The sequence below is a fragment of the Phreatobacter sp. genome (genome assembly GCF_052440005.1).
GTDB lineage: Bacteria > Pseudomonadota > Alphaproteobacteria > Rhizobiales > Phreatobacteraceae > Phreatobacter.
Window position 1 is genome coordinate 20,067 of sequence record NZ_JBQVQL010000047.1, and the last position, 15,389, is coordinate 35,455.

The following is a 15,389-nucleotide window of genomic DNA, read 5'->3' on the forward strand; positions in this document are numbered from 1 at the left end:
CCACCGCCGCTCCGTGTCCGTCACAGAGGACGGGCGTGCACCTCCATTGCGTCCTGGTCGAGCAGATCGAGGACGCGCTCGGAATCGGCCGGCTCCACCCTGACGACGAGCAGGCGCCCGCCGTCCTGCACCAGACGGGCATAGCGCGTGGCATCGGACTCCGCCCAGCCGGCCGCCACGAGCCCGCCCGCGATTCCGCCCAGCCCCGCACCGAGTAGGGTGGAGGCGAGCCATCCCGCCGCAACCACCGGACCGAAGCCAGGAATGACGATGGCGCCCACTCCCGCAAACAGGCCGGCTGCAGCGCCGGCGAGGGCGCCGACGGGGGCGCCGTCGCGGACAGGGTCCTCGCTGGCGTCGGTGCCGGCCTTCCGCCAGAGCGCGGAGATCGCCTCCTCCTGCACCCCCGCCTGCCGGATGCGGTCCACCGCCTCTTCCGCCGCGGCGTGAGAGGGATAAAGGGCCGAAATAACGGTCGTCACATGGGCCTCCTAGCGGGCGGCGATGCTGCCCCGGTAATCCACGCCGAACTCGACGGTCTGGCCATTGAGCTCCGCCGAGCCGCGCCAGATGCCGTCGTCGTCCTTCCTGACGTCGCGAATGGCGGTAAATCCGGCCGCCCTCAGCCGCTCCTCCACCTGCGCCTGGGTGTAGCTGTTGGACCGGCTGACCAGCGGCTCGCCGATCACCACGCGATAATCTTGCGGCCGCGCGGAAATGGCACCGGTGGGCGGGCCCTGCTGCGGACTGTTCACCGGCGGCCGCGTCTGACCCGTGGCTGGCATGGGTGTCAGAAGGGCGGGCAAGACGGCGAGAGCTGCGGCGACGGCCGCCGCAAACGTTCGTCGAAGTCGGCTCGAATGCCGCCACGGCATCGCGATCTCCTGGCGTGATGGTGCTGTGTGATGAAAGGTCAACCAGCCCCGCTCAGGCGCGTTCCAAATGGCCGCGAGCGCGGCGGCACGCGACGGCCGGCTGCATCGGGCTGGACTGCGCTGCCCCGACCGGGCACACCCCTTCGGCCCGCGACCCCGTCAGGCTGGGGCGCCGGCGCCGTAGCTCACAGCAGGCCGTCCACGCAGGGATTGGATGCCGGCGACCCGGCCAGTTTCAGGACGCCGCGCGACCGGACCTGAGGCGGGTCACCAGCGTCATGAGCTTCGGGTTCCGCTTCACCACCCGCTTCGCCCAGGTCTTCCCGCGGAGCAGCGCCGCGAGCGGCAGGCTGGCCCAGGACAGCACGATGGTGGTGGACCTCAGGCCGATCACCTTGGGGCTCCACTCCAGCTTGTAGGGGAGCTCGCCGGGACCGAAATCATAGATGCGCGCGCCCTTGGCATGGGCGGTCTCCACCATATGGTGCATCAGCAGGGTGCCGGGCGAGAAGCGGGCGTAGGTGCCGCCGACATGGGCGGTGTTGATCAGGGTGGCGACACCTGCGTGATAGGCCGTCAGCCCGACTGCGACGCGGTCGTCGCCGACCTTGAGCTCGTCGGCCTGGAAGCCCGCCGCATCCGCGGCCATCGCCTTGTAGAGCGATTGAATCTCGGGATCGTCGAAGGCGCTGCCCCTGCCCGTCCGCGCCAGCTGCTCGCGCTTTTCCACGCAGAACCAGTCGAAAATGTCGCGGCGGCGCGCGACGTCAGCAGGCTGGTTGAAGGCGACGGGGCCGACCTCCGCCATCTTCCGCTGCTTGCGCTTCAGGGTCGACAGGGTGCGCGAGGAGAACAGGCTGCCATGCAGGGCCGGATAGTCGTCGCCGAGCTCGAGAACGAAGGTGTCGTTGGCGCTCGCCTGGCTGCCCGCGCCGATGGCGAAGGGATTGGCGAGCCCCCGCCATTCCTCCGGCTGCCGATCGAGATGCACCACGGCGGCCCCGGCCAGCCGCGCGACCAGCCTCAGGAGGTCGTCGACGTCGCCGCCGGCCGCCGCGAAGGTGCCGGGCTCGGCCACCGGCATCCCGTAATTGGCATGGGCCTGCCCGAGCCAGCCGAGGACGGACACGCCAGCGCGCCGCGCGATGGCCATCGGCAGGATGAAGCGCACGACGCCGTCGCGGCTGCCGACGAAGTAGACCGGCGTTTCTCCCTGGCCGGCGGCGGCGAGCGCCACCCAGGTGCGGATATAGGCGTAGCTCTGGAAGACCGTGGTTCCGCCGCCGGCCTCGAGGCGGTTCCAGTCCGCCGCGAGGGATTCGAGCGAGGACACGCGGTGGACGGCATGGCCGGCCCAGGTCGCGTTGGAGACGGTGGCGTCGGCGGCGACGGACGTGCCGAGGTCGAGGGCGATCATGGTCATCAGGACCTCGCGGCTCCGTGCGGATGGTGCGGTTGGCGCAGTGACGCCAGGACGTTGCGCCCGACCGACCCGGCGAAGCGAACCCAGCGGTAGGCCTCCCAGGCGAGGCTCGGCTCCAGGGCGAGCCTCTTGGCGGAGAGCGACAGGTTTCGGGAGAACTGGTCGCTGGCGACCTTCTCGGGGTCGGCATAGAAGCCGGCGACATCGGCGGCGGTGATCTCCCGCTGCTTGAGCCAGCCGGGCACGAAACCGTTGCACAGGCGCTCGGCGTCGACGAGCGCCTTGGCGGCGCCCGTGCCGCTCACCGGGCACGCGGTGGAGAAGGCGTCGCCGATCAGGACCATACCCGGCTTGTCGAGGCCCACAGTGTCGACCAGGTCGACCGGACGCATGCGGGGCGTGTCGAGGATCTCGAACGCGCCGGTCAGCTTGTGGAGCCGCGGCAGCACCTCGCCAATGGCGGCGACGGGGTCGCGGCGGAAGTGGCCGAGCCACGGGTCGTTCCTGTCGCGATAGACGAAGAGATTGGCGCGGACGTGGTCCTGCACCGGGAAGAAGGTGATGTAGGAAACCCGGTGCTCCGGATGCTCGCCGAAATAGGTCAGCGCATCGAAGTCGAACCGCGCGCGGCCGACCGGCGCCACGTCGAAGCCGATCGAGATGGAGTGGTTGGCGCTGACCACCCGGCGGCTCATGCCCATGCTCTCGGCCAGGGCCGGCTGGAGCCCCGTGGCGAGAACCACGAGCCGCGCGCTGAGCGCCTGCCCCTCGGCGAGGGTCAGGGTGGAGGCATCCGCCTTCGGCGTCACGGCCGTCACCTGGTCGACGATGCGCTCGACCGTCGCCGGCACGCTCTCCCTGAGGGCGGTCACCAGCTGCGCGTAGTCGAAGCCGTACTCGGTCCGCGGGCGGCGCTCGACCAGGTGGCCCTGGCGCGCGATCCAGATCGTGTCGTAGCGCTCGCCCTGTCCGGCGATGGCGTCGAGGAGGCCCGCCCGCCGCAGCGCCCCGATATGGGCGGCCTCGAGTTTCTCGCAGCGGAACTGCGAACCGACCTCGCGGGCGGGGTCGATCAGGCACACGCGATGGCCGGCGCGCCCGAGCATGGCGGCGGCGAGCGCACCGCCGGCTCCGGCGCCTACGATCGCGACATCGAAATCAGCCATGACGGGCTCCTGCGGGCAGACCTTTTTCCGCGGAACCCTGTTTACCGGGCGCTTCTTAATGCGACATTTTTGCGCGCCCGTTCCCGCCGGCAGCCTTAACGGAAGGTTGTGTTTCCCGGCCCCTGTGCCGTTAACGGCGTTCCTTAGGGTAAATACCGGGTTACCGTTGTGGAAGGCGGTATGATGTGACCAGACAATGCGGCAGGCCAGGCACGCGCGGCATCCCCGGGCGATGAGGACCTGGCACCAAGTTGAGGGAGTAGCCATGCGCAGGTTCACCGTGGGCGCCGTCGCCGCCATTTCCGTTTCCATCGCCGGACCGGCATTCGCGTCCGGCCAGTGCGAAACCTGCTATCGCCGGGAAGTTCGCCCAGCCCAGTACGGCGTGGTGCAGGAAACCGTCGTGACCCGCCCCGCGCAGTCGGTCTCCTACCGCGTGCCGGCACAGCTCGGTGTCGTCCAGCAGACCGTGGAGATCAGCCCGGCCGCCACCGTCGCCCGGCACATTCCCGCCGAGTACCGCGTCGTCCACGAGACCGTCCAGATCGCCCCGGCGAGCCGCGGCTGGACCACGCGCCGCGACGCCCATGGCCGCGACATCCTCTGCGAGACCACCGTTCCCGCCCGCTACGGCACCGTCGCCCGCCAGGTGATGGTGCGCCCGGGACGGGTCGTCCACGAGCACATTCCCGCCCGCTACGGCACCGTCGCCCGCACCGTCGTGGTGCGCCCCGAAAGCGTCGTGACGTCGGTGGTGCCGGCCCAGTACGGCGTCGTCCAGCGCCGCGTCCAGGTCGCGCCCGCCACCGAGCAGTGGGTGCCGGTCAGCCGCTCCCAGGCGCACGGTCCGTCCCGCCATCACGCCCATGGGGCGCACCGCCACGGCGGCCACGGCCACCGTCAGCCGATCTCGGCGCGCTACTGAGCCGCCTCCGCCGTCCGGGCGGGATCGCCATGGCGACCCGCCCGTACGGCATGACCTTGCGGGAGATGCGCGAGGCTTTGAGGGCGATGACGCTCTAGACCCCACCGTCGGCCTTGCGCACCCGGCCAAACTCCCGGGCGAGGTCGACGAAGGCTCTGAAGGCGGCCGACGGGTTGCGCCGGCCGGGGTAATAAAGGCTGATCGGCGCGAGGGGTGGGGTCCAGTCCGCGAGGACCCGCTCGAGCCGGCCGGCGGCAATGTCCTCACGCACGTCCGCCTCCATGAAGAAGCCGATTCCGACCCCTTCCAGAACGGCCATGCGCGCCAGGCTCGCCTCGTCGAGCGTGATGGGTCCCTCGACGTCCATGGTGATCGCATGCCCCTCCTTCTCGAAGGGCCAGCGATAGAGCATCCCGTTCGGCAGGCGGACGCGGACGCAGGCGTGGGCGAGGAGGTCCGGCGGGACCCGCGGGCGCTCAGCCGCCCGGAAATAGGCGGGAGATGCGACGACCGCGTGGCACTGGGGCGGCCCGACCGGAATGGCGATCATGTCGCTGGGTACGAGGTCGGCTCTCCTGAGGCCGAGATCGAAGCCTTCGGCGACGATGTCGACGATGCGGCCCTCGGTCACCAGATCGATGTGGACCTGAGGGTAGCGCCGCAGGAACGCGAGCAGGAGCGGGCCGAGGATCTGCCGCGCGGCCGTGGCGAACGCGTTGATCCGAAGCGTTCCCGACGGAATGTCCTGCTGCGAACGGACCGTCTCCATGGCCTCGTGGATATCGTCGAGGGCGGGACGGACCTTGTCGACGAAAGTGCGCCCGGCATCCGTCAGCGACACGCTGCGGGTGGTCCGGTTGAACAGCCGGACGCCCACCTCACCCTCGAGCCTGGCGATCAGGGCGCTGAGAGCCGTGCTGGAGAGGCCGAGATCGAGTGCCGCTGCGCGGAAGGAACCGCGGCGCGCAATGGCCAGCACGGCATCGAGTTGCATGAGGCTGAGGCGCGGCATTGTCCCGGAATCCACATCAACACATCCCGCTTTATCCCGGTTATTGAAAGGCAGGTCCAGCCCTAGCTTCTGGGGAGCGAGGCGGCCGACGCCCCGGGGCGAGCCATCCAGGACGTGCCGCCCTTTGCCAGGAGACAGAGCCCATGAGCATTCCGCTTCCCCCTATCATCGCGGCCTATTTCGAAGCCGACCGGAGCGGAAGCGCCGAGCGCGTCGCCCGGTGCTTCACGCCAACGGCCACCGTCACGGACGAGGGCCGGTCCCATGTCGGCCGCGAGGCCATCACACGGTGGAAGGCCGGCGCCTCCCGGCAATACACCTACGTCGTCGATCCCATGGCGATGGAAAGCGACGGCGAGCGGGCGGTGGTGACGGGCCGTGTCGCCGGCGACTTTCCCGGCAGCCCCGTCGATCTGAGATATGTCTTCGTCGTCGCGGACGACGGGATCGCCGCGCTGGAGATTCGGCCGTGATCCCCTTCCTCACCCTTCAGGGGAAGCGGGCGCTGGTCACATCCGGCACCCGCGGCGCGGGAGCGGCCACGGTCGCCCTGTTCCGCGACCTCGGAGCCGAGGTTCTGACGAGCGCCCGCAACCTCCCCGCCAGCGGACCCGACCCTTCCTTCGTCGCCGCCGACCTCACGACGCCCGAGGGCTGCGATAGGCTCGTGGAAGCCGTGCGGCGTCGTCTCGGCGGCGTCGACGTCATCGTCCACATGCTCGGCGGATCCTCGGCGCCGGCGGGCGGGTTCACCGCCCTCACCGACGCCACCTGGCAGCGGGAACTGGACCTGAACCTCGTTCCGGCAGTGCGCCTCGACAGGGCCCTCGTGCCCGACATGGTGGCGCGCGGATCCGGCACGGTCATCCACGTCACTTCCATCCAGAGGGCCCTCCCCTTGCCGGAAGCGACGACGGCCTATGCCGCCGCGAAGGCGGCCCTGTCCACCTACAGCAAGAGCCTGTCCAAGGAGGTCTCCCCCTACGGGGTCCGCGTCGTCAGGGTATCGCCGGGCTGGATCGAAACCGAGGCCGCCGTTCACCTGGCGGAGCGGGTCGGTGCCGACAATGGCGGAGGCATCGAGGAGGGCAGGAGACGGATCATGGCGTCACTGGGCGGCATCCCGATCGGGCGCCCTTCGACGCCCCTGGAAATTGCGAGCCTCATCGCCTTCCTCGCGTCAGACCGCGCGGCGAGCATCACCGGTTCCGAATTCGTCATCGACGGCGGAACCGTCCCGACCGCGTGAGGACGAGGCGGGGAACCTGCAGCGGCGCGGTGTGGGCAGGGCCCACCCGCAGCGCCCCGGCGTCGAGCCCTAACCAGAGGGCGTCGACGCCCTGCGGGCGACACACTCCGCCTCGCCGCCCTCAGGCGTCGACGGTGGCGCTCAGGGCGTTGTCCTGGATGAAGGCGCGGCGGGGCTCCACCACGTCGCCCATCAGCTTGACGAAGATGTCGTCGGCCTCGTCGACCTCCTTGACCTTCACCTGCAGCAGCGAGCGGGCGTTGCGGTCGAGGGTGGTCTCCCAGAGCTGCTCGGCGTTCATCTCGCCGAGGCCTTTGTAGCGCTGCAGCTTGATGCCGCTGGCGCCGGCCTCCTTGACCATCTCGAACAGCGAGATCGGCCCGTCGACCTGGGTTTCCTGGGTCTTGCGGCGGAACTTGGCGGGCTTGTCGAAGACCACGCCGAGACGGGCGGAATGTTCGTCGAGCTTGCGCGCCTCCAGCGAGGAGATCAGCGCCGCGTCGAGCATGGCGACTTCGGCGACACCGCGCACGGTGCGCTGGAAGCGGTAGCGCTCGCCGTCGAAATGCCCCTCCCAGCCACGCTCGATCTCGTCCGAGATGGCGTCGAGCCGCTGGGCGATCTTCAGAGCCAGTTCCTGCGCCCGCGCCGGGTCTTTCATGGTCTCGGCGTTGAGCGCGCCGGCGATCGCCGCCTGCTCCACCACCGATGGGCTGTAGCGCGAATGGACGGCGCCGATCAGGTTCTTCACCTGGCGCGCTTCCTCGACGATGGCCGCGAGGTCGGCGCCGGCGCAGATCTCGCCGGTGCCGAGCACGAGGAGGCTGTCCTCCAGGCCGCCGGTGACGAGGTAGTCGTCGAGGGCGCGCTCGTTCTTGATGTAGGTCTCGCTCTTGCCGCGGCTGACTTTGAACAGCGGCGGCTGGGCGATGAAGATGTGGCCGCGCTCGAGGATCTCCGGCATCTGCCGGAAGAAGAAGGTCAGCAGCAGCGTCCGGATGTGGGAGCCGTCGACGTCGGCGTCCGTCATCAGGATGATCTTGTGGTAGCGCAGCTTGTCGATGTTGAACTCGTCGCGGCCGATGCCGGTGCCGAGCGCCATGATCAGCGTGCCGATCATCTCCGACGACAGCATCTTGTCGAAGCGGGCGCGCTCGACGTTCAGGATCTTGCCGCGCAGCGGCAGCACCGCCTGGAAGGCACGGTCGCGCCCCTGCTTGGCGGAGCCGCCGGCCGAGTCACCCTCGACGATGAAGAGTTCGGACTTGGCGGGATCGCGCTCCTGGCAGTCGGCGAGCTTGCCGGGAAGGGAAGCGACGTCGAGGGCGGTCTTGCGGCGGGTGAGCTCGCGCGCCTTGCGGGCGGCCTCGCGTGCCGCGGCGGCTTCCGCCACCTTCTGCACGATGGTCCGGCCCTCGGCCGGATGTTCCTCGAACCAGGTCGACAGCGCCTCGTTGAGGATGCTCTCGACCACCGGGCGCACCTCGGAGGAGACGAGCTTGTCCTTGGTCTGGGAGGAGAACTTCGGATCCGGCACCTTGACCGAGACGATGGCGGTCAGGCCCTCGCGGCAATCGTCGCCGGTGAGGTCGACCTTCTCCTTCTTGGTGACGCCGGAAGACTCCGCGTAGTTCGTCACCTGCCGGGTGAGCGCGCCGCGGAAGCCCGCCAGATGCGTGCCGCCGTCGCGCTGCGGGATGTTGTTGGTGAAGCAGAGGACGTTCTCGTGGTAGCTGTCGTTCCACCACAGCGCCACTTCCACGGTGATGCCGTCCCGCTCGGACTTGAGCATGATCGGGTTCGGCACCAGCGGCGTCTTGTTGCGGTCGAGATACCGCACGAAGGCCTCGACGCCGCCCTCGTAATAGAGCTCGACGCGCTTCTCCTCCGCATGGCGGCGGTCGGTCAGCAGAATCCGCACACCTGAATTGAGGAAGGCGAGCTCACGCAGCCGGTGCTCCAGCGTGGCGAAGTCGTATTCCACCATCGTGAAGGTGTCGGTGGAGGCGAGGAACGTCACCGCGGTGCCGCGCTTGCCGTTGGACGGGCCTATCTCGATCAGCGGAGCGATCGGGTCGCCGTGGCGGAACTCGACGAAGTGCTCCTTGCCGGCGCGCCAGATCGACAGCTTCAGCCAGCTCGACAGGGCGTTGACGACCGAGACGCCGACGCCGTGCAGGCCGCCCGAGACCTTGTAGGAATTCTGGTCGAACTTACCGCCGGCGTGGAGCTGGGTCATGATGACCTCGGCCGCCGAGATGCCCTCGGTCGGGTGCAGGTCGGTGGGAATGCCGCGGCCGTTGTCGGTGACGGTCACCGAATTGTCGGCGTTGAGCGTCACGGTCACCTCGGTCGCATGGCCGGCCAGCGCCTCGTCGATGGCGTTGTCCACGACCTCGTAGACCATGTGGTGCAGGCCCGACCCGTCGTCGGTGTCGCCGATATACATGCCGGGCCGCTTGCGCACGGCGTCGAGGCCCTTCAGGACCTTGATGCTGTCGGCGCCGTAGTCGGCTTCGTTGATCTCGGTGCGAACGGGTTCGGCCATGAGCCTCGGTCTCTCCTTCAGCCGGCGCAGCGCCATCACGGCAGCCGCGCGCGCCTTGCGATTCGGTCCGGCATTTTAGCTGGAACGGGTCGGGGTGTCCCCACGCGCACCCGTGCGCGCGGATCGATCACGGGCTCCTGATAGTCCCGAAACACGGAGAATGAAAGGCAACGCGATAGGCGGCACCGGGGTACGGTCGATTCAGATTTGTTTAGAGGCTGCGTGATACCACCTTGATGGTCCGCGAACTCGCCCCAAGCCTCTACGGTCTCTGCCCCCTTGCCCTTCAAGATCCAGCACCTGCAATGGCTCGGCGGCATCCTCGCCGCGGCGGCCTGCCTGGCTCTCGGCGGCATGTCGCTGCGCACCAACCTCGCCGACCACGAGCGTTACCGGCACGGCGGCGCCCAGCTCGCCCGCTACAACGCCGTCCTGGTCGCCGCCAACGCGGTCTCCGCCGAGCGCGGCCCGTCCAACAGCGCGATGGGCGGCGCGGCGCAGGACCACGCCGCGCTGGCCGCGGCGCTCGCCACCAAGCGCGCCGACACCGACCGCATGATCGCAGCCGCCGAGGCGCTGTTTGCCGGTGAGAGCGCCGCCACGGCCGAGGTGCAGCGCCTTCAGGCGGACCTGCACCTGAAGCTCGGCCAGGGCCGCGCGGCGGTCGATGCCGTGGTGTCCCGGCCTGCCGACCGTCGGCTGGGGACCGACGTCGCCTTCGCCATCGAGATGATGTTCGCAGCCGCCGACACCGCCATCGAGTTGCGTGACCAGCTCGGCCGTGCCGTCGTCGCCGACACGCCCCAGATCGCCGCCCACGTCGTACTCAACAACGTCGCCGGCAAGATGCGCGAGGATGCCGGCCGCCTCGGTTCCTACGTCGTCATGATGCTGACCGCCGAGGGCCCCCGCCGCCAGAATTTCCAGGCCAAGATCGCCGAGACCCAGGCCCGTCTCCAGGACATGAGGCGCTTCCTCGCCAGCTTCGCGGGCGCCCTCTTCAAGGGCGGCGAGGTGGACGGCGTGTTCGATACCGTCAACCGGATCTATTTCGGCGAATCGCTGCCCTATGCGCGGGCCGTGGCCTCGCTCGCCGCCGGCGCCGGACCCAATGCCGACACGTTCACCCGTGCCTACGTCCCGGGCATGCGCCCGGTGGAGGACCTGCGCGTGATGATCGCCGAGCGGTCGCAGTCCACCATCGACGGACTGCGCGACCAGGCCTCCCGGCTCGTCCTCGCCTCGCTCATGCTGACCCTGGTGGTCGTGCTCGCGCTCGCCGTCATCTCCATCGTCTTCCGCGACGGCCTGTTCCTGCCCCTCCTCACCGCGCGCCAGCAGATCATCGCCATCGCCCACGGCGATCTCACGGGACCGCCGGTGATGTCGAAGGTCAGCGCCGAGGTGCGCGGCATGTTCGAAGGGCTCGACGTGCTGCGCGAGCAGCAGCGCCAGCGCCTGCTACTGGAAGAGGAGCAGCGGCGGCTCGCCGACCAGCTGCGCCACCTCTCCCGCACCGACATGCTCACAGGGCTGCTCAACCGGCGCGCCCTCAACGAACTGGCGCTCGAGAGCTTCGGATCGGCGGACGCCGAGGGCCGGACCCTCGGCGTCGTGCTGTTCGACATCGACCACTTCAAGGCGATCAACGACAGCCAGGGCCATGCGGCGGGCGACACCGTCCTGGCCGCCATCGCGAGGGAAGTCGGCCCCGAGCTCGCGCCGGGCGCGACCTTCGCCCGCTACGGCGGCGAGGAGTTCATCGTGCTGCTGCCGGATACGAGCGAGGCGGCCGCCATGGCGCTCGCCGAGCGACTCCGCCGGGCGATTTCCCGCGTCGCCGTGCCCAACGCGCCGCAATTCGTCGTCACCGGCAGCTTCGGCGTCGCCGTCCGTCCGCCCGACGCCGTCCAGTCGTGGGAACATCTGGTCGCCACCGCCGACCAGCGCCTCTACCGGGCCAAGCGCGCCGGCCGGAACCGCACCTGCGGCCCCGAGCCGGTGACTGTGGCACCGCCGCTTGCGGCGGAGTCGGCCGCCCCTATCGCTCTCCGGACGGCGTGCGGCGGCTGAGACCTCACGCCGCCAGGTGCTTCTCGATCTCGTGGATGGGGTGCGAGGTCAGTTCCTTCGGCACCTCGGCACTCACCTTGTCGCTGACCTCCTTGTGGAAGGCCTTGCGCAGGCTGCCGAGCACCTTCGGCGGCGCCACCACGATCAGCGACTGGTATCGGCCGGCGTGGGCGTGCTTGTAGAGCGTCTCGGCGACCTCGCCGACGAACCGGTCCTCGGCCAGCTGGTGCCAGTCGGTATCCTCCATCGCGCTGCGATGGGTGCCGGCGCTGGCGAAGGAGCGGCCGGGGCGGTCCGTACCCTGGTCGCGGGTCGCCGGATTGTCCTGCTCGAAGATGCGTTCGACCACGAGGTTGACGAGTTCCGCATCCCCCTTGTTGCGCAGGAAGAGGGCCTTGGTCCCGTCGCCGACGAAGACGAGGGCGTCGCGCGGAATCCTGATCTCGGTCATGTCGTATCCTCCATGGGGTCCCTCGACAAACCGCCCGGCGTCGGCTTCGTTCCGGCCTGTGACGATCCATCCGGACGGGCTGGGATGCCCGTCCGCCGGAACCGCGCTATCCTTGTGCCCGACTCATCAGGCCCTCCATGCGCTTGATCAAACCGGCGCTTCCCCCCGCCGGACATCCGGGAGCCGACATGAACCTCATCACCCGCCGCACCCTCGTCGCCGCCGCCGGCACCATGGCTCTGCCCGGCCTGTCCGGACCGGCCGCGGCGCAGTCCTTCGAGTCCTTCGTCGCCGGCCTCTGGCCTGCCGCCTCCGCCGCCGGCGTGTCGCGCGCCGCCTTCGACCGCGCCTTCGCCGGCGTCCAGCCCAACCCGCGCGTCATCGAGCTGTCGCAGCGCCAGCCCGAATTCCGCCGGACGCTGGGGGACTATGTCGACGTGCGCGCCTCCAACAAGCGCGTCACCAACGGGCGCGCCGCCCTCTCCCAGCACGGCGCCACCTTCTCCGCCGTCCAGAGCAGATATGGCGTGCCGGCCGAGATCATCTGCTCGATCTGGGGCAACGAGACCTCCTATGGCACGGCCCGCGGCGAGCACTACGTCATCCAGGCCATGGCGACCCTGGCCGCCGCCGGCCGCCGCGCCGAGTTCTTCCGGCGCGAGCTGATCGCCGCCCTGCGCATCCTGCAGGCGGGCGACACCACGCCGCAGAACATGATCGGCTCCTGGGCAGGCGCCATGGGCCATGTCCAGTTCATGCCCACCAGCTTCCACGCCTTCGCCGTCGACTTCACCGGCGACGGGCGGCGCGACATCTGGACCTCGATCCCCGACGCCATGGGCTCGGCAGCCAACTACCTGCGCCGCAACGGCTGGACGCCGGGCGTGCCCTGGGGCTTCGAGGTCCATGCACCGGGCCTTGCCGGCAACCGCTCGCAACGCAAGAGCCTGGATGGCTGGGCGGCTTCGGGCGTGCGCCGCATCGGCGGCGGACCGATGTCCGGCGGCGCCCAGGCGTCCCTGTGGAAGCCGGCGGGCGAGGGCGGCCCCCACCTGCTGGTGACCAGCAACTTCAACGTCATCAAGCGCTACAACAACGCCGATTCCTACGCTCTTGCCGTCGGTCACCTCGGCGACCGGATCAAGGGCGCCGGCCGCTTCTCCAAGCCCTGGCCTCCCGGCGAGGGCGGGCTGACCCATGCCGACCGCGAGGAGATCCAGACCATCCTCAACCGGCTCGGCTTCGACCTCGGCGACGTCGACGGCATCCTCGGCGACAAGTCCAAGGCCGCGGTCCGCACCATGCAGGGCCGCTTCGGCATGTCGCCCACCGGCGAGGCCGACCGCGCCTTCCTCGAACGGCTGCGTCGGGGGTGAGGCGCAGGGTCTGGCACGCGGCTTGAATGCCGTGCCGGCAGACGAGGTGGCGATGACACATCCCCAGACCACGGCCTTCACCGCCGGCGAGAGCGGCGACTGGCGCATCCTCTCCTGCACGGTGGTGACGGGCCCCGCCCTCGCCGCCGCGCCCCGGCTCGCCGTCACGCTGTCATCCGCCGCGCCAGAAGGCGTGTGGACCCTCGCCGGCATCGCCAGCAACACCCGCTATGCGACCCGCGCCGAGGCGGACGCTCTCGCCGGCCGGCAGGAGGGGCTCGGCCGCCCGGCCGCCACCCGCGCCGCGCTCATTCCCATCCGCAAGTCCGCCGCCTGGTGGGCGCTCGCCCAGGACGAGCGGCGCGCCGTCTTCGAGGAGCGCTCGCACCATACCGCCATCGGCATGGACTATCTGCCGCAGGTGGCGCGGCGCCTGCACCATTGCCGCGACCTCGGCGGGCCCTTCGATTTCCTCACCTGGTTCGAATATGCCCCGGCCGACGCGGAAGCTTTCGAGCACATGGTGGCGCGGCTGCGGGCGACGGAGGAATGGCGCTATGTCGAGGCCGAGGTGGACCTGCGCCTGGAGCGCGTCTGAACCCTCTGGACCGGCCGCGGCGGGCGTGGCTTAACTGTTCGTCAAGCATGCACGTTGTTCCACTGGAGCCTGGGCGGGGGTTCGGGACGTGAGGCGCTTGGCATGAATCGCGGACATTTCTCTCCGGCGGTGCTGACGATGGTCACCGCCCTCGCGGCGGCGGCTCCCGCCGCGGCCCAGGGCAGCTTCTCCGACTGCCTTCGCGGCCTCGAGCAGCAGGCCCGGTCGCGCGGCGTGCTGCCGCAGGTATTCCAGCAGGCGACCACCGGGCTGACGCCGGACAATTCGATCCTCGCCCTCCTCGACCGGCAGCCGGAATTCTCCCGCCAGCCCTGGGAGTACATCAACGGCCTCGTGGCGGCGAACCGCATCGCCGAGGGCCGGCGCATGCTGCAGACCCACCGCGCCGCCTTCGACCGGGCCGAGCGCGAGACGGGCGTCGACCGCCACATCATCGCGGCGATCTGGGGCATCGAGACGAGCTTCGGCAAGTCCAAGGGCAACACCAGCGTCGTCAGGGCCACCGCGACCCTCGCCTGCTACGGCCGCCGCCAGGACTTCTTCCGCGGTGAGTTCGTCGCCGCCCTGCAGATCATCCACCAGGGCCACGTCGCGCCGGCCAATTTCCGCGGCTCCTGGGCGGGTGCCTTCGGCCACACCCAGTTCATGCCTTCGACCTTCCTGCGCGCCGCCCGCTCCGGGACCGGCTCGCCGCGCATCGACCTTCTCGGCTCCGTTCCCGACGCACTGATGTCCACGGGCAATCTGCTGCGGGCCGAGGGCTGGCAGGCCGGCCAGGGCTGGGGCTACGAGGTGGTGGTGCCGCAGGGGCTTGACTTCACCCTCGCCGGCCGGGACCGGCCGCAGACCATCGCCCAGTGGGAGGCGCGCGGCGTGCGCCGCGCCGGTGGCCGCGCCTTCCCCCGCAAGTCCGACCAGGCCTTCCTGCACCTGCCGGCCGGCGCCCGCGGCCCGGCCTTCCTGATGCTGCCCAACTTCCGGGTCATCATGAAGTACAACAACTCGGAAAACTACGCGATGGCGGTCGGCCACCTCGCCGACCGTCTGCGCGGCGGCGGCGGCTTCGCCCAGGCCTGGCCGACGGCCGAGCGGGCCCTCTCCCAGCAAGAGCGCATCGAGTTGCAGCAGCGCCTCGCCCAGGTCGGGCTCTACACCGGCACGGTGGACGGCAAGCTCGGCGCCGGGACGCGGGAGGCCCTGCAGCGCTTCCAGGCCCGCGCCGGCATGCCCGCCGACGGCTTCCCCACCGTGGCCCTGCTGCAAAGGCTGCGTCGCGGCGGCTGAGACCGGGGACGGAAGAGCGGTCCCCGCGGATTTTTGGGTCGGGACATCAACGCTTTCGCAGATTCCGAGGCCCGACCTTGTCCCCGAAATCCCGACCGGTGCTAGACTGACCCGGTCTTGGACGGAGGGAGCGGCATGACCGTGGCCGGATCGCAGCGCTGGGGACTATGGGCATGCCTCGCACTGGCGATGGCCGGGGCCCTGCCGGCATGCGCCCCCCCGGCCCTCGCCCAGTCCTCCTACGTTGACGACCGCTATCCGCATCTCTTCGCCCCGCGCGACCAGCGCCCCCGGATCATCACCATCCCGCAGGGCCAGCGCCCGGCGGCGCCGCGCGCCGTCCGGCCGACCGAGACGCTGCGCCCGCCGCGCGACCAGGCCTCGGCAC

General features: G+C 70.1%; 15 protein-coding genes. 8 read left to right on the forward strand and 7 right to left on the reverse strand.

From position 1 onward, the window contains the following. Positions 1 to 20: 20 nt before the first annotated feature. From ACT6XY_RS12920 to ACT6XY_RS12935, 4 genes are all read right to left on the reverse strand, one after another. On the reverse strand, positions 21 to 482 hold the full coding sequence (locus tag ACT6XY_RS12920; RefSeq protein ID WP_444748730.1) for a hypothetical protein: 462 nt from the start codon (positions 480 to 482) through the stop codon (positions 21 to 23). 9 nt (positions 483 to 491) lie between these two features. Beyond that, on the reverse strand, positions 492 to 785 hold the full coding sequence (locus tag ACT6XY_RS12925; RefSeq protein ID WP_444748731.1) for a PepSY domain-containing protein: 294 nt from the start codon (positions 783 to 785) through the stop codon (positions 492 to 494). 325 nt (positions 786 to 1,110) lie between these two features. Beyond that, a complete protein-coding gene (locus ACT6XY_RS12930) occupies positions 1,111 to 2,298 on the reverse strand; it encodes a GNAT family N-acetyltransferase (RefSeq protein ID WP_444748732.1) in 1,188 nt (395 codons plus the stop codon). Beyond that, the gene (locus ACT6XY_RS12935) at positions 2,298 to 3,464 is read right to left on the reverse strand and encodes an FAD-dependent oxidoreductase (protein WP_444748733.1); all 1,167 of its coding nucleotides are present in this window, start codon (positions 3,462 to 3,464) and stop codon (positions 2,298 to 2,300) included. The genes ACT6XY_RS12930 and ACT6XY_RS12935 overlap by 1 nt, the downstream gene beginning before the upstream one ends. Positions 3,465 to 3,729: 265 nt before the next feature. On the opposite strand from ACT6XY_RS12935, the gene ACT6XY_RS12940 reads away from it, so the two are divergent. Further along, a complete protein-coding gene (locus ACT6XY_RS12940; protein WP_444748734.1) occupies positions 3,730 to 4,389 on the forward strand; it encodes a hypothetical protein in 660 nt (219 codons plus the stop codon). A 94-nt stretch (positions 4,390 to 4,483) separates the two neighbouring features. Here the strand turns inward: ACT6XY_RS12940 and ACT6XY_RS12945 are convergent, their stop codons facing one another. Beyond that, entirely contained in the window at positions 4,484 to 5,401 is a 918-nt protein-coding gene (locus ACT6XY_RS12945; protein WP_444748735.1) for a LysR substrate-binding domain-containing protein, read from the reverse strand. A gap of 143 nt (positions 5,402 to 5,544) precedes the next feature. Between ACT6XY_RS12945 and ACT6XY_RS12950 the strand changes: the two genes are divergently transcribed. Together ACT6XY_RS12950 and ACT6XY_RS12955 are read left to right on the forward strand one after the other, a co-directional pair. Then, complete coding sequence (locus ACT6XY_RS12950) at positions 5,545 to 5,874, forward strand: nuclear transport factor 2 family protein (protein WP_444748736.1); 330 nt, start codon at positions 5,545 to 5,547, stop codon at positions 5,872 to 5,874. Continuing rightward, complete coding sequence (locus ACT6XY_RS12955; RefSeq protein ID WP_444748737.1) at positions 5,871 to 6,650, forward strand: SDR family oxidoreductase; 780 nt, start codon at positions 5,871 to 5,873, stop codon at positions 6,648 to 6,650. Before ACT6XY_RS12950 ends, ACT6XY_RS12955 begins: the two co-directional genes overlap by 4 nt. Positions 6,651 to 6,771: 121 nt before the next feature. Here ACT6XY_RS12955 and gyrB read toward each other — a convergent pair whose 3' ends face one another. Beyond that, a complete protein-coding gene (gene gyrB, locus ACT6XY_RS12960) occupies positions 6,772 to 9,198 on the reverse strand; it encodes a DNA topoisomerase (ATP-hydrolyzing) subunit B (protein WP_444748738.1) in 2,427 nt (808 codons plus the stop codon). A gap of 279 nt (positions 9,199 to 9,477) precedes the next feature. Here gyrB and ACT6XY_RS12965 point away from each other — a divergent pair, with 279 nt between their 5' ends. After that, positions 9,478 to 11,271, forward strand: a complete 1,794-nt coding sequence (locus ACT6XY_RS12965; protein WP_444748739.1) for a GGDEF domain-containing protein — start codon at positions 9,478 to 9,480, stop codon at positions 11,269 to 11,271. Between the two features lie 4 nt (positions 11,272 to 11,275). Here ACT6XY_RS12965 and ACT6XY_RS12970 read toward each other — a convergent pair whose 3' ends face one another. After that, the gene (locus ACT6XY_RS12970; RefSeq protein ID WP_444748740.1) at positions 11,276 to 11,722 is read right to left on the reverse strand and encodes a baeRF12 domain-containing protein; all 447 of its coding nucleotides are present in this window, start codon (positions 11,720 to 11,722) and stop codon (positions 11,276 to 11,278) included. Positions 11,723 to 11,910: 188 nt separating this feature from the next. Here ACT6XY_RS12970 and ACT6XY_RS12975 point away from each other — a divergent pair, with 188 nt between their 5' ends. From ACT6XY_RS12975 to ACT6XY_RS12990, 4 genes are all read left to right on the forward strand, one after another. Then, positions 11,911 to 13,098, forward strand: coding sequence for a lytic murein transglycosylase (locus ACT6XY_RS12975; protein ID WP_444748741.1), 1,188 nt, complete (start codon positions 11,911 to 11,913; stop codon positions 13,096 to 13,098). Between the two features lie 52 nt (positions 13,099 to 13,150). Further along, positions 13,151 to 13,696, forward strand: a complete 546-nt coding sequence (locus tag ACT6XY_RS12980) for a chlorite dismutase family protein (RefSeq protein ID WP_444748742.1) — start codon at positions 13,151 to 13,153, stop codon at positions 13,694 to 13,696. Between the two features lie 102 nt (positions 13,697 to 13,798). Then, the gene (locus ACT6XY_RS12985) at positions 13,799 to 15,001 is read left to right on the forward strand and encodes a lytic murein transglycosylase (RefSeq protein WP_444748743.1); all 1,203 of its coding nucleotides are present in this window, start codon (positions 13,799 to 13,801) and stop codon (positions 14,999 to 15,001) included. Between the two features lie 135 nt (positions 15,002 to 15,136). Then, on the forward strand, positions 15,137 to 15,389 hold a 253-nt coding region (locus tag ACT6XY_RS12990; protein WP_444748744.1), incomplete at its 3' end, for a hypothetical protein.